This window comes from Thalassolituus sp. UBA3500, assembly GCF_002377545.1.
In the GTDB taxonomy this organism is placed as follows: domain Bacteria; phylum Pseudomonadota; class Gammaproteobacteria; order Pseudomonadales; family Oceanobacteraceae; genus Thalassolituus.
On the sequence record NZ_DFQB01000039.1, the window covers coordinates 27,875 to 46,745 of the forward strand.

Genomic DNA, 18,871 nt, shown 5'->3' on the forward strand with positions numbered 1-18,871 from the left:
CCCGCCACTCATAGAGCGAGCCATGGCCGCAGCTTCTTTGAATTTTTCCTTGCCCAGTCGGTCAATAACCTTGACGTTAAAGATGGTCTCGCCGGTTTTCCCGTGAGTACCCTCTTCAGGCTCGCCCATTGCTACTGCTTCGTCCGACTGAAAGCCTTTTCTGACATCCTCAATCGGAGTGTCACGCATCGCCTTCTCTGCAATCAGGCGGTCGTACAGCGTCCGTTGCTCCAGACTTAAAGACTCAAACCCCAGAACCTTGATTGCATCCCTGAATTCATCAAGCGTTTTCGGGTCCTTCAGTCCGTCAATCCGCGCTTTGCGCTCAGCTATTGCTGCATCGATATCCGCTTTTCGCTGCTTTGCATACTCCGCAATGGTTGCATCTGTCAGCGACTCAATATGATCCCGTGTGGCCTGCACAACATCAGAACCATGCGACCAAGTAATAAATCCATCGCTACTACCGATAAAGCGATACTTCTGCACCAGACCTTGATAGGCCATGCGAACCATATCTTCTTTTTTCGTATCGGAAAAAATATGGCTGTTGATCATTGGCTCCAGATCAGCTTTCTTCAGCTTGCGGAGTTCAGCCTTGCTGGCATCAGGATCAGCAACAAGGGCCTCAAACGTGCGAGATAGCTCTGCCTTCGTGACGGCCTCGCCACCACTCAAGCGCTTCATTACGTTGTTGATACCTTGGTAGGCAGTAGCTGCACCCTGCTCTGGCTCTGGCTCTGGCTCTGGCTCTGGTTCTGGTTCAAGATCAGGCCCGAAGTCTTCATTCACCTCGGTAGCGCTTGCCCGTGGCGCATCAGCAATATCAGAGTTTCCGGCCTCAGCCGCACCCTCTGGCACAGGATGAAGCTCAAAACCACCTTCTACCTCTACCAGTTCGTAGCCTGGATGCTTCTTCAGGGCTTTACGGGCTGCGCCTTTATTCTTGTAAGGGTTCCCAGCGCTATTGCGGATAATGGGCTTATCGTCATTTTCTGGCGCTGTCTGTTCAGGCTGTTCTGGCTCGCCATACTCTTCACGCAGCGCATTCCACGCCTGACGGTTTAACCCTTCAGGAGAGTCACTGTTAAGTTCGTTGAATTGCTCAAATGACAGTGCGGACTGCGCTCGATCAACATCAGTTTCATACTGATCCTCAATGCGCTGCGTGGCGGATTCATAGCCAGGTGAAGAGGGCTTCAGGCCCTCGGCTCTGGCCATTTTCTTGAGGTATGACTTGCGAGTGGCGGTTAGGATTTCAGGAAGGTCAGAAGTAGGCTTTGGTACGGGTTGTGACTTTGGCTTACTTTCCTTTTTCTGCCCCTCAGAACGAGAAACCCCGGCGGGTGCCGGGGTTTCGTCTGATTCGTTATTTTGGCTGTTCTCAGGATTATCTGGCGGGCTATCTCTCGCCGCCTGGAGTAAATCGCTTTGACCAGCCGCTGCTGCTTGGTCGGTTTCGGCGTTCGATCCAGCAAGTGCAAACGAATCCACTTCTGCATCTGCCTTTGCTTTCTGCTGGGCTTTCAGTTCAGTTTCTGAACTTACCTTCTCGGCCTGCTGGCGGTCAGCTTCCTTCTGGCGGAGGTCTTCTTCCGTATAGGACGTTAAGAGCTCTTCTTCGGCTTCTGGCTCTCTTTCGCCTTTGATCCACTCTGGCTCTTCACCTCGGTCGGCGGATTCTTTTTCCAGTGCTCGTTGATTTGCAGTGCGTACAACACTTGCGGGTGTAATTTCTTGTCCATTCTTATGCGCCTCGGTCGCAACAAATAATCTCAGGCTGAACTCTACAGGATCGTCACCGAATTGCTTGGCAACTTCAGTAACAACATTCTCAGGCAGCCCGGAATCCAGCGCTTCGCGAATATCATCAGCGAGCGCACGCCCTACGCCGTCACCACCCGGAACGGCCTCATAGTCAGCATCAGTAAAACGCTGTTCGCCGGAGGATGCAATACGCTTTATCGCTTCAGAGTATCGCTGAGGCACGGGATCAGAGTCAGCAAATCCCGCCTCTTGCGGCGTCATTTCACCGCGCATGACCTTGCGGAATTTGACCAGGTCTTCGCGTTCTGGTCTGGCTTGAGTTCGAGCGTATTCATTACGATTTTCGGTAATATGATCCAGAGCGTAACGAACGGCACGGGCCTGACCTCTGCCAAGCGGTCGCCCCTTCAGAGCCTGATCAATCGTCTTCTTCAGCCCCTTCACACCCAGACGCTTTACATTATCCGGAGCGTCCTGAAACCATTTTGGGTTTTGTGACGGCGTGCGCTTGATAATCTTGTCGTTACTGTCTCGGACGTATGTTACCCCGCCACCAGAAACGAGATCACCGGCCATATTCTCAAGGCCAGATCGGAAGTAAGAGCGCAGGAGGCGACCATCATCCAGCCCTTTCGGTAACTTGTGCTTGCGGATCTGATCTTTCACTCGGTCAGACAATTCGTCAGCCCGATCATCGCCAGCAAAATCAATGCCGCCCCCCGGCTCATAATCCTGAATGGCCAACCCTGACTGATCACGCTCTTGGCGCTCAAAATCTATAGGCGCATCCGGGCCCGGCAGCTCTTCAACGTCAACAACTGGCGGCACCGGCTCCTGATCTATAGTGATCTCATCGACAGGAATTTCTTCGATGTCTTCAGGGCGCATTCTCGCTGGCGCATTGCCAGGGTCTTGCCCCTGCTGCTCAGTCATTGCCCGTTCAGTTTGCTGGCGCGCCGCTTTGGCTTCTTCTGTGGTGCCCATGTAGTACGGTGCATCCACAGAGTCAGGAATCAGCGTTGACGGATCGGGCTCATAGTCAGAAACTTCAGGCTGAAGGTTATTAACCCGAACTCTATCCATTTCATCGTAGCTTTCCTGAGTCCGCTCCAGATACTCACCGATAGCAACATACTCTGCCGGAAGCTGAGATTTCGTCTCGGGAGCTTCTGCGTCACGCTGCCCCATCTGGGTAACTTCACGGTAAATCTTCAGCGCCCGCTCATTAAAGCGTTTCGCGGATTCGGTATCACCTTCGTTAGCGAACTCTTCCGCCATCTGGAAATTACGCTTAGCTGCACGCAATCGGACGGCCTCATCCTCAAAGCCTTGCTGTTCAGCAATGCGGATATCGTCATCGATACCGCGATACTGGCCGCGCTCCGCTTTGATCTGCTCGACTGCCTGCTCCAATGGCGGCATAGCCTGAACCTGAGCATAGGACTCCTGAGTATTATTCTCCTGAGCCTGCTCACCTTCAGTTAATTCACCGGCCTGCTCCTGAATCGAAGGCTTCTCTCTCGGAGTGCCTTTCGTGAGCGCCCCCATAGCGCCACCCATGCCGGCGCCAAGAACACCCTCATTCAGTGCATTGGTTGCAACGCCTTCCATCAAGTCGCGATCAGTGTCCACGCCCTCATTCACCATGGCGCGGTTAATGTTGAATTGCTCCATACCGCCCTGAGCCGCTTCGGGGATACCTTGCCCAATAGCCTGCATTCCGGCATTCGTCAGGCGCTTACCAGTACCGACACCGCGAATGAGATTGTCGATGTAGCGACCACCAATGGCATCCAGCGTCAGGTTTGAGGTGATAGTAAGAGGGTCAGCCTGAACCGACGTAGCAACACGCTCTGCCAGCGTTTTTGTTGCGGTTTTTCTCAGCTCGCTGACAGTCGCATTTGGGTTTTGCTGGTGAAGCTGGTAATACAGCTTCCGAAATTCGTTAGACTCGTCCAGGTCTGTATCAGACAGATTCAAAATCTCATCACGAACCTGAATACCCATCTGACCGCCGGTAATGCCAGCACCTGCAAGCGCCTGACCGGTAACGCCAGCGCCAGAGCGAATCATACTCTTGGCATATTCCTGTGCCGCTTCTTTGGTCATGCCCTTAGCCAATCCGCGCTTGATCAGGTTTTTCGTAACAACCTTCGCGCCAACTTTGGCTACCGCACCGGTAAAACCAAAACCAGTTACAACCTGACCGGCCAACTGACCAGCCATATTGGAAAACTGCAGACCTATCGATTCAGGGTCTGACCAGGCTTCGCCAAATTGTACGTCGCCGTTTTCGTCCTCTGAGAAAAACTGCTTACCCATCGCCTCGCGGCCAGAGTCAGACATTTGATCCATCTGACCTTCTGCCCAGTTCTGAGTCGCGTCACGCAATTTCCCAGCGGTTTCTGAGCCGGTGATCTGATGAACAGTTTCCGCCATGCCAGCGGCAGACTGGCCTGCCCCCATCTGGAAGGCATCGACGGCGTCACCACCGAAACCCTGCTCGCCATCTTCAGCAATGCGCTGAGCTTCAACATCGGCAGCGGTTTTTCTGTGGGAGAATCCGCCTGACATGGGCGGTGGATTTTGATAGGCGATGTCGTATAGGGAAGGAGACTTACTTTTGGTATCCGTCATGGGGCACTCTTAAAAAGAATCTAAGGAGGCGGATGCGTCAGACAGAGATACGATCTGCTGAGCGATGGCGTTTACTTCTTGGGCGCTGCTGGCTTTTTGTGCTGCCTCTCTGAGAGAAGCGATTTGCTTTTGCTTCTTCCGCTCATTGAGACGAGCAACCCGATCACGGAACTCTGACCGCGGCTTTTCTGTCATTTCAGATATCTGCTGCGCACCTTCCGAAGGTTCGGTTTCTACTTCCGGCGCTGGCTCTTCAGGCATTGGCGGTGCCTTGGCACCCAGCGGCGAACCTTCTAGTGCAGAATCTGCTAAAGACACAGCGTTTTGCCGTGCGCTGGAAAGCTGTTCCTGCTGCGCCAGCGCCTCTTCCTCTTTGCGCTTTTCTTCGTCCTTCAGGCGCCGATCTCCTCCCGCCTTCATTTCTATAAACTCAGCGCGAGTTAACGGGCTATAATCGCCGTTCTGCGCTTTGATATTTTGATAGTAAATAATCTCATCGAGTGTACCGCCAATCAAAGCAACCGCACTCTGATTCACGCGAGCGCGTGCTGCCTGGCGATCTTCCTCTGTCGCATAGTCTGGGGAGGTATCGATATCTATCAGAGCGTCAAACAGTGGCTTGGTATCAATCTGGTTTTGCTTTTGATCTTTAGGGTCGACTGCCTTTGACCCCCCAACGGCTTTGTACTTCCCTGACTTTTTATCAAACTGATAAAGCACCTCCTGCCCGTTTTCGTCGTAACCTTTCTTGTACTCGAAACCGTCCTGCCCTGACTGCGGTGCAAGGCGGGAACCGAACAAGGCGTAATACAGATTGTCCGCTAGTGCCTTCGGGTCATCCCCGGCTTTTTCTGCGAGGTAGGCCGTGTTGGCCTGAGACAATGCGGCGGTAGCCATGTTGTTGAACTTATCCTGATCCAGCAATATCACCTGATCATTCGCGTCGGAAGATCCGTCCTTTGTCATCGGCGCTCGATATGCCTTGCCATCTTTACCGACCACTTCCAGTTCAAGAGCAACCTGACCGTTCTTGGTTCTACGCGCCCCGGCAATGCGGCGCTTCAGACCGTCTTTTGCTTCACGAGCGGCAAGTTGATCACGAAGAATGACATTGCCGGCATCAAGCAATGCAGGGTCTTCATAATTCCCAGTGTCGGCGGCACGCTTAAAAATCGCACCCGCCTTCATGGACTCCTGACGGCTCTGGCTGTCAAAGAACTTCCCAACACCAAGAGACTGATATTTTTCAGAAAACTCAGAACCCAGAGGCTTGCCGGTAACGTATGCAGTGCGTAGATCTTTCTGCATTTCAGCTTCCAGCTTCTTGCGATCAGCAGTCTGCTTCTGCGTGTCGTACTCTTCTTCCTTCATCGCGAAAAGTTTTTTATCACGCTCCGCCGCATCCGCTCGAAGCTCGCGATTCTGCTTTGCATCCAAAGCAGCATTACCAAGAGAAAAGCCTTTCGCGAAGCCTGTTACAGCGCTCTCTGTACTCAATCCACCCGCCATAACAACCCCTTAAAATATTTCGTAAGCCAAATACGCAACACCAGCGCCAACTGCAGCCCCAGCCGGGCCTCCAGCCATCATGCCAATCCCTGCACCAGTGCCTATTGCTTGAGCGCGTCCGGCTTTGTCCGCCGCCTCAATTTGATCACCTGCAATCTCTCTCGCTTGCTCACGCTTTGCGGCATCAGCAAGGCCGGTCATGGCGTTGTTGTTGAATTTATCCGCAACACTGATCAATCCGTAACTCATCAGCTACCACCTCCGCTCAGGCTAGATATGTTAGAACCGGCGATTAACTTGTTTCGGCGATCAATGGCAGAATCACGAGCGTCGCTCGCAGCCCCCGCCAGAGATACAGCTTTGGCTCGTTTAAAATCTTTGTACCTGTCGTTCGTCTGGGCACTGGATAAGCTCACTCCCATTCCGTTGGCTCTCGCTTTTTGGCCTGCATAGACAGAGTTAGCCCCCAGGTTTGCATTACGCTTTGCCTGACCCACCGCCCGATCAACGTAGGTGTCGTTCGTAATGTCTTTCGCGTAATCCATAATGTATTCAAGATCGTCTTCCTTGAAGGTATCCCAATCGGCGCGTATCAGTTGAGCCAGTGCGTCTTCCGCACTATTCGTTGAGATTTTTCCGTCCTCTGACTCATACCGTTTTGGACCAATATCCTCTACTGTATTTCTGAACCCGGTTCGGTTTGACGAGACAAATACTGGTGCTCCCATAATTAACCCTCCGCCTCTGGCTTGTTGAGATAGTATGAAGCGCCCAAACCAGCCGCTGTTCCGAGACCGCTCGCTGTCGCCTTGCTCGAGTTAAAGTCAGAAAATGCCTTCTGATTGGCTTCTTCCGTTGCCCGATCAGCAATATCCGAAAGACCAATCTGGGCTTTTGTCGCCTCTCCCGTTGCCATGGCGACACGGTTTGCGCGACCGCCAAGGTAGGCGGAGTCCATAGAGAACTCTGCCTCTCCCATGCCTCTACCAACGACTTCAGCGCCGGTTTCAGTCAGCTCGTTAAATTCAGAGGTCGACGCACCAGAGCTTGGATCAATACCCTTCTGTTGCTGCCGTACTCGCGTTGTTTTTGCCGCATCTTCGAGTGAGGACATACCTGCCGTATTGGCCTTGCCTCTGGCGTAATTCCGATAGCCAGAGCTACCCAGGGCATCTACCTGACTCTCATAGGCTTCTTTAACAAAATCCAGATCGCGGGCGATGTCGTATTGTTCGACCGCAACAGCTGCAGACTCTTTTTCCGCCTCTGTCATTTCTGGCTTATTACTACCGCCGCCACCGTCGCCACACATAATTAAAACTCCGATTTGTATTCTTCGAGTGATTCCATCCAGACATGCTCCTTGACTGCAACAGATACGCTTAATTGATGATCGATACCGCCCACCAGAAATGCGCACTGCTCTATCAGTGAGCCAACATTACTGCGCAGACCGAAAGCCACATTCTTCAAGTGATCACTGTTCATGCGCTCTATTTGAGTCGCGTCATACCAATCCATAAGGTACTGAGAAAAAAGCGGCGCAAGGTAGTGCATGTACCGCTGATAAAATTCATTCATAGGGATAGTGACTAAGCAGCTGTGAAAGGCTTTGAAAATCTCATGGTCAGAGACTGGGTTGTCTTTATCCACCAAGTCATCCAGCACCTGACTTACCTTAAAAACCTGCATGATCATTGAGTGGGCAGCCGCGTTGCCCTTGACGCACTTCAGAACAAAATCTGATTCGTTGTCTCGGCTTGGCATAACAATCACCCACAAAAAAGCCCGGCGCAGTTACCTGGCCGGGCTTTGGATATAATTTAAGCAGTTTGGATAAATGTACCCCGTGCTGCGCACGCTGTAAAGCTAACCGCCTGAAACCTTGTATTGAACCGAATAGCTGTCTGAATTTGCCGGGTAAATCCTAACGGTTCGCAACGTATAGATATTGCTGCCCTCTGGCGGCGTGTCCGTAAGTAACGCATTCAACTGATGAATGTATCGTTTCTCTCCATTCGGCCCGGTGTTGCTTGTTTGATGCTGCGTAGGAGTCGCAGAAGCAACAACGGAACCATCCCGAAGCAACTGGACGTAAACTGCATCACCCGTCTCCGCCTTCAGGACAGAGTTCGTTGCATCCCATTCGGTATACGACTGGAATACTCCTGAAAACTCCACCTCAACACGACCACCGTTTTGCCACCCTGACGTATCAATGGCTATTCCCACGTCAGGCCCCACCAATACCCCAGATTGAAAAAATGGATCTGCAGCACTCTTTATGGCTGCCGAGCTGGAAAATGGACCGCTACTGTCGCCGACGTGACGAAGAAAATAGTAATAGTCAGTCGCCGGGTCTACAGCCATATCAATAAACTGGCTTCCTCCAGAAATCCCAATACGGGTCGCTTCTGTCAGACTGTCAGTTGTCGCTCGCCAGACTTCCGTATGCCTATGACTTTCATTTAAGGGAAATGACCAGGATATCAGGACACCACCACGAACAAGAGAGACGGACACACCAGAGGGCGCAGGGGACGAATCCGCACCGGTACTCGAATCTCTTCCTGATGATCGCCCACCATATTTGCCGAACCCGATAATCATCTTTTCGACATCGCGACGAGACGGCCTTTCCCGCTCGTCTCTGCCTTTGCCTCTCAATGAGAAGCCAGAGAATTCGTTGATGGCCGCAACGCATTTATCAAGAGCGCGCGGATCACGCGGGTCAATCGCCTTGTCACGCCTGCTCATACAAGCTCCACCTTACTGCTGGCAATAGCTGCAGAGTTGATTCTACCTTCGCTCTCAAGTCTCACTTTGAAGCGAGAGTAAAAGCCAGGCGAGAATCTGAATCCTTCATCTGTAATCGTGGTGTGGCTTGAGGCGTAAACGTCATTGCTTCGATGAGATCCAATCAGCGTTATAGTTGCCTGCCCTTCTGAATCCAGTCGCCCAGACGAAATAACAGCCTGACCAGACCGAACATACTCGCGTGACTCCCAAAGCATTTGCATATTGTCGCCGGAATCAAATTCAAACACGGTCAAACTATCGTCACCACTTTTTACCAGCAGGTATAACGTGTCGGTCTCGTCATCATAATGACCATCGAGTACCTGATCGCCACTCACGCCAGTAATCTCAAGTGGCCAATACCCTTGGGCTGGATCAAAGGCAAAAGCCCCGGTGGAAGCGAAGCACAGATAAAAGCTTCGGTACCGGAATGCAACAAAGCTTGCAGGATCAAGCGCAAGCCATTGCTCCTTGCTGAATATTTCACGGGTAAGAACGTTGGCCCCGCCCGCGCCAATAGCAACCAGTCCTTCTGTGCTTGGATAAAAAGCAGTCTCTCCCATATCGACAATGCCTCGACGACTGAGATTAGGCGCGCGCAAATCAAGCTTTAGGATTGAAATACCGCCGGGATGAGTACCTTGAAACACATACGGCTGGCTATCCGTCGTGACAATGAGTGCGCCCTGAGTAGCGGCCATGCCTTTAACAGTAGCGGGGATTGCATACTGATAGTCTATTGGCCAGGCATGCGGGTAGTATGGCTCACAAAAACAAACCGTATTCTCAAACCAGCTTGCCATATAACCGTTACCAGCATTAACAAGCCCTTCAAGGTTATCAGGCGGTGCATTGAAATTTTCAGATTCGCAAACGTATCCGAGTTGAGCCGTATCTGTACCATCGTTTGTCGTATTGATCCCGGCCACTGCCTCAAGCACCAACTGAAAGTCACCACCGGCATCACTGCGGTATAGTCTGCGTTTTACAACACGACTATCGTTGTTTGAACCTAGCGACACAGGCACCAGTGCAGTATCCCAGCGCTGAATAACTTGAGTTACGTCCGATGGCGCCGACTCTTCTCCCAGAATGGTCACGCCTGTGACATAGTAAACTGAGTTGTACACCGGTATTGACGGGTCACCTGGGTCAGCATTATTCCATGAGGATGAGACCGATGGAGTATTTGGAACCTTGATAGCCAGGTCAGCAAACAAAGGGCTACTACCACCAACGCTGTAATACACTTGAGGCTTTTCCGAATCGCCAGCAGCATACATGCGATTGTAAGCATCGTTAGCAATCGGACCACGCAGGAAGTCGGCATTGTCCGTGCGGCTTAGGGTTTCCGTTTTGTCGTAGTGATAGAGAGACCACGACTTAACTCCAGCGCTGACACTAAAGCCCGCCTCTACGGGAAGCTTAAACGGCACGACGCCATCGCCTTCAGGGCGACAATTCAAGGTTCGTGACGCAAATCCTTCAGGTAACAAGTTGTCGTCAAGAACCGGGATCATCCCCTTCATCTGACTGAATTGGATTTTCATTCTTCCACCTGATCTCGATAGTCGACTTGATAGCCGTACCTGTGATTGACACCGGCCTGAATAATCATTGGCTCTGAAAGCCCGGATACATACGGCCCACGCGCAGTGTCGAAACTCTCAGAATGCAAGCGAAGGTATAAGGCTCCGGATTTGAAATACCACAAAAAAATATCAGTATTCTCCGGATCGTCCTTGTTCTCAACTGTCAGATAGACATCCTGAATATCCGAATCCAGCTCCAACAGCGCAGACAATCCTGTTGCAGGGTCTCGCCACCACACGCCCATAGAGGCATCCTGACGTAGATAGCAGAGTATTGGCGTGCCGTCTTGCGAAAAGTCCAGGCTGATCTTTTGTAATGGATCAACCAGTGTTAGCAACGGCCTTGGCTGGCCATCCCACAACCCGTTATATATTCTCTTCTGAAGAAAAGCAGCACCTGACGCTTCGACATAAGCGACCCATTCATGCTGATAGTTACCTTTTGATAAATCAGGATTTCCGGTTGACGAAGAAATATCAAAAGGGCCGTATGCAAAAGACTTGAACAGGTGGTCATCGTCAAACGCAGGCAGGAACCGCAAAGGACGAATCAGCTCTCCACGCGCCGAGCCATTAAGCACCGGAATCATAACGGCCCCAGGTGAATGTCAAATCCAATTCTAAGTTATAGTTCGCCGGCAAGGTAAAGCCTGGATCAATTTCAATTCGTGGCACTTTTCTGGAGCTAGAATTACTGGAAGACGAGTAAGAGACTTGTACTCTTTCCGGAGTCTGATCGTTCTCGATATAGTCGAATGAAGCTCTCACCGTTACCTGTCTAGAAGCTCCGTCAAATGAGTACGGAGTGCCAAGAGAGCTACTACCGGAGCGCGAATAACCCCCGCCAATCAGGTAATAGCTACCACCGTTGTATGATGAGCTTCCATACATCGGTTGAGCGAACCCAAATGCGTGTATACCTTCGGCGGTAGTATTATTTGAATCTGCAGCATAAATGGTGTAGCTCAGGTCGCCGTGCGGGGTAGATACCGTTCCGGAGCCCAGCACCTCGTCAGGAATGATCGAATAGAGCGTGTAGGTAACCCGAACTGTTTGATTATCCGTGACAGTTATTGTTATCGGATTTCCACTACCATCCTTAATCAGGGATCGACTCATCAGCGTCCCGGTAGATCCGCCTTTCCTTATGCCAAGCTCTGACAGATCGCCAGAGATGTTCGTGAATTCAACTTCGCGTTCGCATTTGTAGATTGCAGGATAGACGCCCGCCGCACTCTCTCTTGTAAAAAACTTGAAATCACCACTGGCCTTGGTTGCTATCTGATTCCCGAGATCAGTGTCTGTATAAGCAGGAGTAGTGACTACACCCGCACCAAGGCAGAGGTGAATATAGTGAACGCCAGAAAACCCATTAACCTGCTGCTGAAATGGGCCTGGATCTTCAAGGGCTGCATCGGTAATCAGGTTATCGAACTCGCCCGAGTCAAATACAATGCCCTCATCTTCAAGAACTTGTACTCTGTAACTGCCTCTCATCAGCGTTGGCTTTAGCTTCATTCTACACCTGCAATGTACTTGTTACGTTTGTAATTACTACGCTCTGAACGACTGGAGCGCCTTCGGCATCCGGCTCTGCATAACTATCAAAGTAATTAGGAAAATATTGCTGCTCACTGGTGACCGCAGTAATGGCAGCCTGAGCTATGTACACTTCCGTATCATCTACTTGCTCAGCATTGGAGTTAAACACGAGTTCGGTAAACACAAGCTCACTACGAACCGCTACAACTTCTGCCGAGATGGAGAACAACCAGTTATCAGGTAATGTTTCTGGCGTGCTGCCTGCGTCTGACCCAACATTACCCCACTGATCTATCCTAAGAAGCGTCGCAAATAGTGTCACCGACATATCATTAAGCGAGAGGCCCGATATTGCGTCATCCCTCCATGAGTTACCCGCAATATCGCCCCAACGAGTTTTAAAACTTAATGCCTCAGAAGAAAGATCAAGATTAAGTCGGTTGTCACGACCTGATAGCCATGAATAGGAATACCAATCTGTTGCTTGCGTATCGAAGTCGTCGTGATCATATAAATCACCGAGTATCGAGAAGTGCGATATCACGATATAGACCAAGCAAAATTAAATGTCAGGGTAATATCGTGATCAGCCGGCAGCGTGAAAGACTCACTCAGTTCAACAACAAAATGAGAGTTTGAATATTCAAAAACCCTAAAGCCAGTTACCGTTCTGTTTTCTGCCTGAGCAGACCAGTTAACGATCAGTTCGCATTCCTGACTCTCTGAGCTGTAGTTGATTGTCACCGTGGTGCTTCGGTCCTCGCCAGCGCTTTTCAGCATTTCAAAAGAATTGCCTGCACTAGTACCAACCGGGCTGTCATAGCGCCCAGCAAGAATGCCTTTCGGTGAAGAAAGATCATCCGACGGCCTTACTGTGTAATTTACCGACTGGCCGAACTGTGTTGTTATTTCGCCAGTATCCAGAACATCAGGGACAAGGAAATATACGAAGAATGTTACCTCTAATGTCTGGTGCGCCTGTATTGGCACCCATGTCTGATAACCATTCCCGTCTCGAATAAGCGTCCTTGATAACAAGCCACCCTCAGCCAGCTTCCTAAAGCCAACCTCACGAATATCACCAATGATTCCTGTAAAGCTTGCAGTGACCGACCGCCTGGCATATCGATCCTGCCCGTCCATAAATATCGTGGCGTCATTTGAGAATGTACCGGATACCTGACCAAGCTGGTTATCGAGCGCCGCCTGGGTGCTGTAGGGCTCGCTATCACCATCACCTACGCAAACAAATCCAGAAGAGAACGGGTCACCATGATTCAGTGCCTCATTCAGAATGAGATTTCTTACTTCGCCGGTATCAGAAATACACTTTCCTGCATCAATGACGCGAAGCTGGTAGGCACCTTTAATCATAGCGGCACTGTATCCCCTGTTAGCGTCCAAAGCGCCTCAGCGGCTTCAGACTTTGCCCGTATCGCGGTCAGCGACACCACTGATCCATTGCCTCTTAACTGGGTCGTTCCCGGCGTCTGAATAATGCCATCATCCAGTGCCTGAACCTGAACTACACCAAAGCCGAAGTTCTGAATCTGAAAGGTCGTACCCGGCACCGGGTCAGATACCAAAAAGAAAGTCACCGTATTCAGATCATCATTCACCATAAAGTAAGTGAATGCGTCATCGTCAGTTCCGACGGTAACTTCAGTAGTGCCGGCTTCAATTTTTCGTAAGCCTACGCCGGTCAGAGCCACACGGGCCCAGTGGCGGGAGCGCTCAACCCACTGCGCAGCCTGATCCACCAAGTCCTTGCACTGCTGAATATACGTATTCAGATCAAAAGGAAATTTCATGCGCCCATTACCTCAGTATGTTTCTGAGTAACGTCGGCCTGTAGCGCTTCCAGATACTCAAGCGTTGCAGGATCCAGCTGGTTAAACTTCACCATCACACCCAGGTCAAAGGTCGGGTCCATATCATTGCTGACGTTGATCGTAATATTGTCAGGTTCTTGAGATCCGCCTTGCACATACACCGGCGTTTCACCAACGATAGGCCCGCTGCCTTGCCGGTAATAATTCTGTCGGTGTAGTTCCGCATCCAGTACAGGAGCAACCGCCAACATGAGTGGGATAAACTCACCTGATCCGGTATCAACAAGGATATCCAACGCCACAGAACTGACCGTAAGCGCCGACGTGACTGTATCCGCAATCGTGCAGGAGATTTGCCCGAGCGCGGCCTGTGCTGCATCTGGCGTCCCTGTCACCTCATAAATATCGCCCAGCGCGTGAGGCGAGCGACCAAGCCGAACCTTTAACGTCCAGCCAGTCGTATCAATTACCTGCTCCGTATCCGCGTTCGTAAACGTCACGCGCATAGAGCGGCCTTCGCCTTTCAGAATCGGTCTGAGTCGAATCATTGTTTATTCACCGGGTTTTTAGGAGAAACGCGAACGTCGTTCTGCATCTTTACGCCAATGGCGTTGTACGCTCGCTGGAGATTGGCCTGAGCCAACTGAGCGTTAAAGCTGTCCTCTGAATCCTTATCAAAGGCCAGAAAAATAATGTAATGGCGCAACGCTTCGTTGTACTGCTCCCGCACGAATACTTTTTCAGTATTCTCGTCATAACTTCGCAGCGTATGCCGACTGCGCGGAGTCAGTGCAACTACCAGCTCAAGCAGTGATCCTGCCTTGGCTGGCGGATAAACGTAAAAGCGCAGAGGGTCGCGCTCGTCGTAAATAAAATACTGCTGCTGGTTACTTGCTGGGCGCGAATGCCAGTCAGGTATCACCCTGTCCATTTGCTCTTGAGACTTAAAGTTCACCGGCCTCATTGCGCCCTCAAGATTGCGCTTTACATCCACCAGGCGAACCGCACCGACAGGCAGCTCCTGCCGCGTACCAGCAACGCAAGAAAACTCAGAGTTATCCGCGAACGCTTCCGGCATGAGCCCGAGTAACCAGTCATACGACTGATTGAGATAATCCACCAGTTCGGTGTTGGTCCAGCGTATGCCGGCACCCGTTTCCTGCAGCGTATTCTTCACCGCATTGATTAACGCACTTACGAGAATAGCCACGATCAGACCTCCCAGACGCTGCGAGCGAATCCGGCGCGACCCTTACGGCTCACATCAAACTCATTGCGGACGTCAGCCGCCGCCGCCATCCACATGGTTTTATATTCACCAGCGTAATAGCCGCTCAACTGAGGATTCGTCCAGTCATTGCCGGGCATTGCCATCAAGCGCGCTTTTACTCCGGCCGCAATACAGTCCGGCCAGCGATCCAGAATCGAATCAGGAACACTGGTACAGCCCGGCCGCGGCTTCAGAATAATAAGCGCCTTTGCTTTCGACTCTGCAGTCACAGACTCAGCGAGCTCAATGACAGAAGGTGCATGCTGAACATAATCACCAGGCTTCAGCGTACTGCCATCCACGGTCAGATTTTTAATCCCCACAACAATGTGCCCCTCGTGCGGGGAAACAAAGTCGTAGCGATCGAGACCGGGCGAGACAGAAAATTCCACCTCTTCAATAAACGCCTGTGTCTTTTCGCAAAAGTCCGCGAAAACAGTACAGGCATGAGAAGAGATAATTTCATCAATGCAGCCGGGCAACTCTGGGAGCACCGACACCACGATTGACGAGAAGTCGCTGAAGCTATGGTGGATCATGGCAACCCTCAGCCGTTCAGGCTTTCAAATACAGCGTTCAGCTCTTTAGCACCGAACTCCGGGCAATCTTCACCGATTGCAGCACGAACAGCGGCAATTTTAGGCTTGCCGTTTTCGGTAAAGTGCTCTTCGTTATCGGAATTTAGCGACAAAATTGCGTTCGTGATAATGTTTTTAAGATCATCATTCGCATCGTCGCTGCCTTCTTCATCCAGAAGTTTTTGCGCATCTGCCTTTGCAGCGGCCGCACGCTCAGCCGCTTCCAGGGCTTCACGTTCTGCCTTTTCAGCTTCTTCAAACGCAGACTTTTTCAGCTTCTTCTTGACTTCATCAAGCTGTTCGCCTTTAACAAATACATCTTTAAATCGCAGCAGCTGGCCAGCCGCTCGACCATCGACATACTGGATGTCGCCAAAACCCGACCACACCACACCAGTTCTGGCGATAGTGTCCTTCTTGAATTCTTTATTGCCGATATAAGCAATCGCAACCGGCTTTGCGAATTCGTCAAAAGTACGTTCAGCCATAATGGCCTCCATAAAAAAGCCCGGCACAGAGCCGGGCGAAGTTAAGGTTTAAGGTTCGCGACGGTCTTAAAGCAGACCGGTATAGCGATACTCCGGGACAACAGTCACATCACCGGTGCCAGTGGCGTCAGTAACAGTAACCGTCAGGTAGGCACGAGCTGGAAGCTCATACGGCGCAGCGTCGTAAGCCAGCTTGCCTGCGGTAGACGAGTCAGCAACAGTGCCGAAGAAGTCCTGGTCATCCGTGCCTTCGCCGCCCGGAAATTCGATGCCGAATTCAAGACCGGTACCTGCTCCCATTGCGCCGTGATACGCCTTCAGGCCGTCAATGGTTACGCCCTCTGGAAGCTCCAGAACACGAATCACCGTATCGGCTGCATCAGCATTAAAGTTTGCAACGCCAGTTTCACGGGAGACGTTGCCCTGTGCCGCGTTATAAACGCGGTTTTTCAAAGTGGCAGAATTTTTAGTTGCCATATAAACACCTCAAGGGCGACCAGTGCCGCCCAGTATGAGATTAAAGGAACGCTACCGATTACTGACTTACAGCCGTATCGACAACCATTACACCGTGGTCATTTTTACGACCGTTCTTGTCAGCGAAGCGGATCTTCTTCTTGCCATCCATCCAGCGGCAAGAGATTTCATAGGCGTTGCCATGATCCTTCTCTTCTTCCGTGATACCGACATAACCCATGTCGTCACCACCCTGGGAGCCGACGTTACCGAATGCCCAGCCAAGTGCCTGCGCACCCAGAAGAACACCGCGGTGTACGTTGACGCCTGGAGCTACCGTGGTTTCGGTCGCTTCGTTCACGTTCTGGCATACGTTCACAGGAGTACCTGCAGCAAATTCGACCCAGTTGCTGTTCATCTTCTTGATGAGAATGCCTTCCCAGAAGTAGCAGTCACCGGCAAAGATTGGGTTCTTGCTGATTGACGCAGTACGGTTCTTCGCCGCCGCGTACATTTCCTGCCACTGCTTCGCACTGGTGGTCGCCTTGAAGTCCTTAAACTGACGCGGAGTCAGGTACAGAACGTACATCGGGTCTTCATCGGCGAGCATGTCACCCTTGAAGCGAATCGGCTGCATCACCATGCTGTCCTGCTCATCGATCAGGAGTCGCATGTTTTCCACCGTATCCAGAGTGAATACGTCGGACGAGTCGATATCGTTCAGAGAGGTAGCATCACCACCGTAGAAGTGACGATCATAGGTAGGTGCCTGCAGGCCGTTTACCAAAATCTCGCCAAACTCAGGATGCGCCTGACCCGGCACGATCAAGTGCGTCGCTTCACGAGTACCGCGAGCACCAGCCAGGTGGTACAGAGTGGTCTCATCACAAAGACGACTGTAGTAACCACCTTTCCCCGCCAGCTCATTCCGAGCAATTGCCTTCAGCTCGTGCTTGGTGCGCTGCTGAGCCATCTTGCCACCGGGATTAACCATGTGACGACCCTGCAGGATTTTCAGGTCCATGCTGGAAGAGGTCAGCGTTTCACCGCGTCCGTCCAGAGGCTTATCGCCCATGGTCGGAGTTTTATTGAGGATGTGAAAAACATCCATTTCAACTTCGTCACCGGCTTCTTTTGCGAGGTTGGTTACACGCACGATAGGTGCGCCCTTGCCTGATTGACCGCGAACGGAGTCACCCTTCTTCTTGATAGACATATCCGCCGTATCCACCATGAGATTGGTGAAGTTCGGCTGACGGGTCATGTCGGCGAACAACGCGCCGTTTTCAACCTTGTTACTTTTTACAACTGGCATAATCAATCACCTTAATTATGTGACCGAACCTCAATACCAACTCATCACTTCCTGAATCTGAGCATCAGACATCTTGGCCATTTCGGCCTCGCGCTCAGCGTCAGACATCGATTCCAGACGCTCTTTAAGAGACTTTTCTGAACCGGGAGCCTGACCAATATCAGTAAGTGAGTTAGGGGTAGGAGCTTCGGCGCTATCAACGATTTCCTTGGCGCGCTGCTTCACGGATTTCTGCTCCGCAACAGCGTCGCCAAAGGCTGCTTTTGTGCGTTTTGCGACTTCTGCAAAACGGTCTGCGGGCGCGGCGTTTTGCCACTTGGGATCTGCCTGCAGTTTTTGGTCGATGGTTAAAGCCATTTCCCAACGGTCTGGGTCTTTGGCTTGCCAATTAGTGAGGTCTGAGTTGTTCTGAAACGCTGAGCGAGCGGCTGCAGCTTCTGCGTCATCCACTTCAGCTTGAGCCTGATTTACAGTCTCAGTCTGCTGTGTCTGTGCCTGCTGTGATTTAAAAAGACCGCGAGCCAACTTCAGCTCTACAGAATTTCTTCCGTAGTCCTCTTCAATCTCAGTCAATTCCTTTTCGGTAATGGCATCTGGATCAGCAAAGGCTGAGTCCATATCCACACCCTGACGCTCAAGGTTCGCTTTGGCGTTACTGATCTGACTTTCGCTTTCAGAGAGCTTTGCGTTTGCTTCATCGAGCTGCTTGCGCAACTCTTCGTTCTCGCGAACAGCTTCGCGCTCTCGCTGGCGTGTGCCAGACAACAGCTCATACGGGTAATGGTGCTCCCCGTTTTTGCTGAGAATGTACTTGTCGCCATTTTCATCCTGGTGGAACGATTCACCATCGCTTTCGCCTTTGTCGTCAGATTCTTCGGCTGCTTCTGCAACCTCGGTTTCCGTGCTCGACTCAGCGCCCGCTCCGTTCTCTTCGTCTGAATTGCCATCCTCGGCATGTGCAGCCAGAGCCTTTTCAATCTGCTCCGGATCACCACTTGCCAATGCGTCATCAACGCTCATTACTTCGTCACTCATTTCTCACCTATTTGTCATTTGCCGCATGACTGCGAAGGGTTTTGCGGTTCT

Annotated in this window: 20 protein-coding genes; all 20 read right to left on the reverse strand. The window is 51.4% G+C overall.

The features are described from left to right. The coding region (locus tag B2R29_RS09810) for a hypothetical protein (protein ID WP_301180891.1) at nucleotides 1-4,404 on the reverse strand (4,404 nt) is incomplete at its 3' end. Nucleotides 4,405-4,413: 9 nt separating this feature from the next. Continuing rightward, nucleotides 4,414-5,913, reverse strand: coding sequence for a hypothetical protein (locus B2R29_RS09815; protein ID WP_301180892.1), 1,500 nt, complete (start codon nucleotides 5,911-5,913; stop codon nucleotides 4,414-4,416). A 9-nt stretch (nucleotides 5,914-5,922) separates the two neighbouring features. Next, nucleotides 5,923-6,162, reverse strand: a complete 240-nt coding sequence (locus B2R29_RS09820; RefSeq protein WP_301180893.1) for a hypothetical protein — start codon at nucleotides 6,160-6,162, stop codon at nucleotides 5,923-5,925. After that, on the reverse strand, nucleotides 6,162-6,641 hold the full coding sequence (locus B2R29_RS09825) for a hypothetical protein (RefSeq protein WP_301180894.1): 480 nt from the start codon (nucleotides 6,639-6,641) through the stop codon (nucleotides 6,162-6,164). The genes B2R29_RS09820 and B2R29_RS09825 overlap by 1 nt, the downstream gene beginning before the upstream one ends. Before the next feature lie 2 nt (nucleotides 6,642-6,643). Then, complete coding sequence (locus B2R29_RS09830) at nucleotides 6,644-7,225, reverse strand: hypothetical protein (RefSeq protein WP_301180895.1); 582 nt, start codon at nucleotides 7,223-7,225, stop codon at nucleotides 6,644-6,646. A 2-nt stretch (nucleotides 7,226-7,227) separates the two neighbouring features. Then, nucleotides 7,228-7,680: a hypothetical protein gene (locus B2R29_RS09835; RefSeq protein ID WP_301180896.1), complete on the reverse strand. Its 453-nt coding sequence runs from the start codon at nucleotides 7,678-7,680 to the stop codon at nucleotides 7,228-7,230. Nucleotides 7,681-7,782: 102 nt separating this feature from the next. Beyond that, nucleotides 7,783-8,670 carry a hypothetical protein gene (locus tag B2R29_RS09840; protein WP_301180897.1) on the reverse strand — a complete coding sequence of 296 codons (888 nt, stop codon included), beginning with the start codon at nucleotides 8,668-8,670 and terminating at the stop codon, nucleotides 7,783-7,785. Next, nucleotides 8,667-10,262, reverse strand: a complete 1,596-nt coding sequence (locus B2R29_RS09845; RefSeq protein WP_301180898.1) for a hypothetical protein — start codon at nucleotides 10,260-10,262, stop codon at nucleotides 8,667-8,669. The genes B2R29_RS09840 and B2R29_RS09845 overlap by 4 nt, the downstream gene beginning before the upstream one ends. After that, nucleotides 10,259-10,894: a hypothetical protein gene (locus tag B2R29_RS09850; protein ID WP_301180899.1), complete on the reverse strand. Its 636-nt coding sequence runs from the start codon at nucleotides 10,892-10,894 to the stop codon at nucleotides 10,259-10,261. The genes B2R29_RS09845 and B2R29_RS09850 overlap by 4 nt, the downstream gene beginning before the upstream one ends. Continuing rightward, nucleotides 10,878-11,822, reverse strand: coding sequence for a hypothetical protein (locus B2R29_RS09855; RefSeq protein ID WP_301180900.1), 945 nt, complete (start codon nucleotides 11,820-11,822; stop codon nucleotides 10,878-10,880). Before B2R29_RS09855 ends, B2R29_RS09850 begins: the two co-directional genes overlap by 17 nt. 1 nt (nucleotide 11,823) lies before the next feature. Continuing rightward, nucleotides 11,824-12,390, reverse strand: coding sequence for a hypothetical protein (locus tag B2R29_RS09860; RefSeq protein ID WP_301180901.1), 567 nt, complete (start codon nucleotides 12,388-12,390; stop codon nucleotides 11,824-11,826). Then, on the reverse strand, nucleotides 12,387-13,220 hold the full coding sequence (locus B2R29_RS09865) for a hypothetical protein (protein WP_301180902.1): 834 nt from the start codon (nucleotides 13,218-13,220) through the stop codon (nucleotides 12,387-12,389). The genes B2R29_RS09860 and B2R29_RS09865 overlap by 4 nt, the downstream gene beginning before the upstream one ends. Continuing rightward, nucleotides 13,217-13,657 carry a hypothetical protein gene (locus tag B2R29_RS09870; protein WP_301180903.1) on the reverse strand — a complete coding sequence of 147 codons (441 nt, stop codon included), beginning with the start codon at nucleotides 13,655-13,657 and terminating at the stop codon, nucleotides 13,217-13,219. Before B2R29_RS09870 ends, B2R29_RS09865 begins: the two co-directional genes overlap by 4 nt. Next, entirely contained in the window at nucleotides 13,654-14,226 is a 573-nt protein-coding gene (locus B2R29_RS09875) for a hypothetical protein (RefSeq protein WP_301180904.1), read from the reverse strand. The genes B2R29_RS09870 and B2R29_RS09875 overlap by 4 nt, the downstream gene beginning before the upstream one ends. After that, the gene (locus B2R29_RS09880; protein WP_301180905.1) at nucleotides 14,223-14,888 is read right to left on the reverse strand and encodes a DUF6682 family protein; all 666 of its coding nucleotides are present in this window, start codon (nucleotides 14,886-14,888) and stop codon (nucleotides 14,223-14,225) included. Before B2R29_RS09880 ends, B2R29_RS09875 begins: the two co-directional genes overlap by 4 nt. A 2-nt stretch (nucleotides 14,889-14,890) precedes the next feature. After that, entirely contained in the window at nucleotides 14,891-15,487 is a 597-nt protein-coding gene (locus B2R29_RS09885; RefSeq protein ID WP_301180906.1) for a hypothetical protein, read from the reverse strand. Between the two features lie 8 nt (nucleotides 15,488-15,495). Further along, a complete protein-coding gene (locus B2R29_RS09890) occupies nucleotides 15,496-16,014 on the reverse strand; it encodes a hypothetical protein (RefSeq protein ID WP_301180908.1) in 519 nt (172 codons plus the stop codon). Nucleotides 16,015-16,080: 66 nt separating this feature from the next. Further along, nucleotides 16,081-16,491 carry a hypothetical protein gene (locus B2R29_RS09895; RefSeq protein WP_301180909.1) on the reverse strand — a complete coding sequence of 137 codons (411 nt, stop codon included), beginning with the start codon at nucleotides 16,489-16,491 and terminating at the stop codon, nucleotides 16,081-16,083. Nucleotides 16,492-16,549: 58 nt separating this feature from the next. Further along, the gene (locus tag B2R29_RS09900) at nucleotides 16,550-17,785 is read right to left on the reverse strand and encodes a DUF4043 family protein (protein WP_301180910.1); all 1,236 of its coding nucleotides are present in this window, start codon (nucleotides 17,783-17,785) and stop codon (nucleotides 16,550-16,552) included. A 30-nt stretch (nucleotides 17,786-17,815) separates the two neighbouring features. Continuing rightward, complete coding sequence (locus B2R29_RS09905) at nucleotides 17,816-18,820, reverse strand: hypothetical protein (RefSeq protein WP_301180911.1); 1,005 nt, start codon at nucleotides 18,818-18,820, stop codon at nucleotides 17,816-17,818. Between the last annotated feature and the right edge of the window lie 51 nt (nucleotides 18,821-18,871).

Excerpts from the sequence above, each read along its gene's own strand:
- B2R29_RS09815 (WP_301180892.1), bottom strand. The coding sequence starts at position 5,913 with ATGGCGGGTGGATTGAGTACAGAGAGCGCTGTAACAGGCTTCGCGAAA.
- B2R29_RS09820 (WP_301180893.1), bottom strand. The coding sequence starts at position 6,162 with ATGAGTTACGGATTGATCAGTGTTGCGGATAAATTCAACAACAACGCC.
- B2R29_RS09825 (WP_301180894.1), bottom strand. The coding sequence starts at position 6,641 with ATGGGAGCACCAGTATTTGTCTCGTCAAACCGAACCGGGTTCAGAAAT.
- B2R29_RS09830 (WP_301180895.1), bottom strand. The coding sequence starts at position 7,225 with ATGTGTGGCGACGGTGGCGGCGGTAGTAATAAGCCAGAAATGACAGAG.
- B2R29_RS09835 (WP_301180896.1), bottom strand. The coding sequence starts at position 7,680 with ATGCCAAGCCGAGACAACGAATCAGATTTTGTTCTGAAGTGCGTCAAG.
- B2R29_RS09840 (WP_301180897.1), bottom strand. The coding sequence starts at position 8,670 with ATGAGCAGGCGTGACAAGGCGATTGACCCGCGTGATCCGCGCGCTCTT.
- B2R29_RS09845 (WP_301180898.1), bottom strand. The coding sequence starts at position 10,262 with ATGAAAATCCAATTCAGTCAGATGAAGGGGATGATCCCGGTTCTTGAC.
- B2R29_RS09850 (WP_301180899.1), bottom strand. The coding sequence starts at position 10,894 with ATGATTCCGGTGCTTAATGGCTCGGCGCGTGGAGAGCTGATTCGTCCT.
- B2R29_RS09855 (WP_301180900.1), bottom strand. The coding sequence starts at position 11,822 with ATGAAGCTAAAGCCAACGCTGATGAGAGGCAGTTACAGAGTACAAGTT.
- B2R29_RS09865 (WP_301180902.1), bottom strand. The coding sequence starts at position 13,220 with ATGATTAAAGGTGCCTACCAGCTTCGCGTCATTGATGCAGGAAAGTGT.
- B2R29_RS09870 (WP_301180903.1), bottom strand. The coding sequence starts at position 13,657 with ATGAAATTTCCTTTTGATCTGAATACGTATATTCAGCAGTGCAAGGAC.
- B2R29_RS09875 (WP_301180904.1), bottom strand. The coding sequence starts at position 14,226 with ATGATTCGACTCAGACCGATTCTGAAAGGCGAAGGCCGCTCTATGCGC.
- B2R29_RS09885 (WP_301180906.1), bottom strand. The coding sequence starts at position 15,487 with ATGATCCACCATAGCTTCAGCGACTTCTCGTCAATCGTGGTGTCGGTG.
- B2R29_RS09890 (WP_301180908.1), bottom strand. The coding sequence starts at position 16,014 with ATGGCTGAACGTACTTTTGACGAATTCGCAAAGCCGGTTGCGATTGCT.
- B2R29_RS09895 (WP_301180909.1), bottom strand. The coding sequence starts at position 16,491 with ATGGCAACTAAAAATTCTGCCACTTTGAAAAACCGCGTTTATAACGCG.
- B2R29_RS09900 (WP_301180910.1), bottom strand. The coding sequence starts at position 17,785 with ATGCCAGTTGTAAAAAGTAACAAGGTTGAAAACGGCGCGTTGTTCGCC.
- B2R29_RS09905 (WP_301180911.1), bottom strand. The coding sequence starts at position 18,820 with ATGAGTGACGAAGTAATGAGCGTTGATGACGCATTGGCAAGTGGTGAT.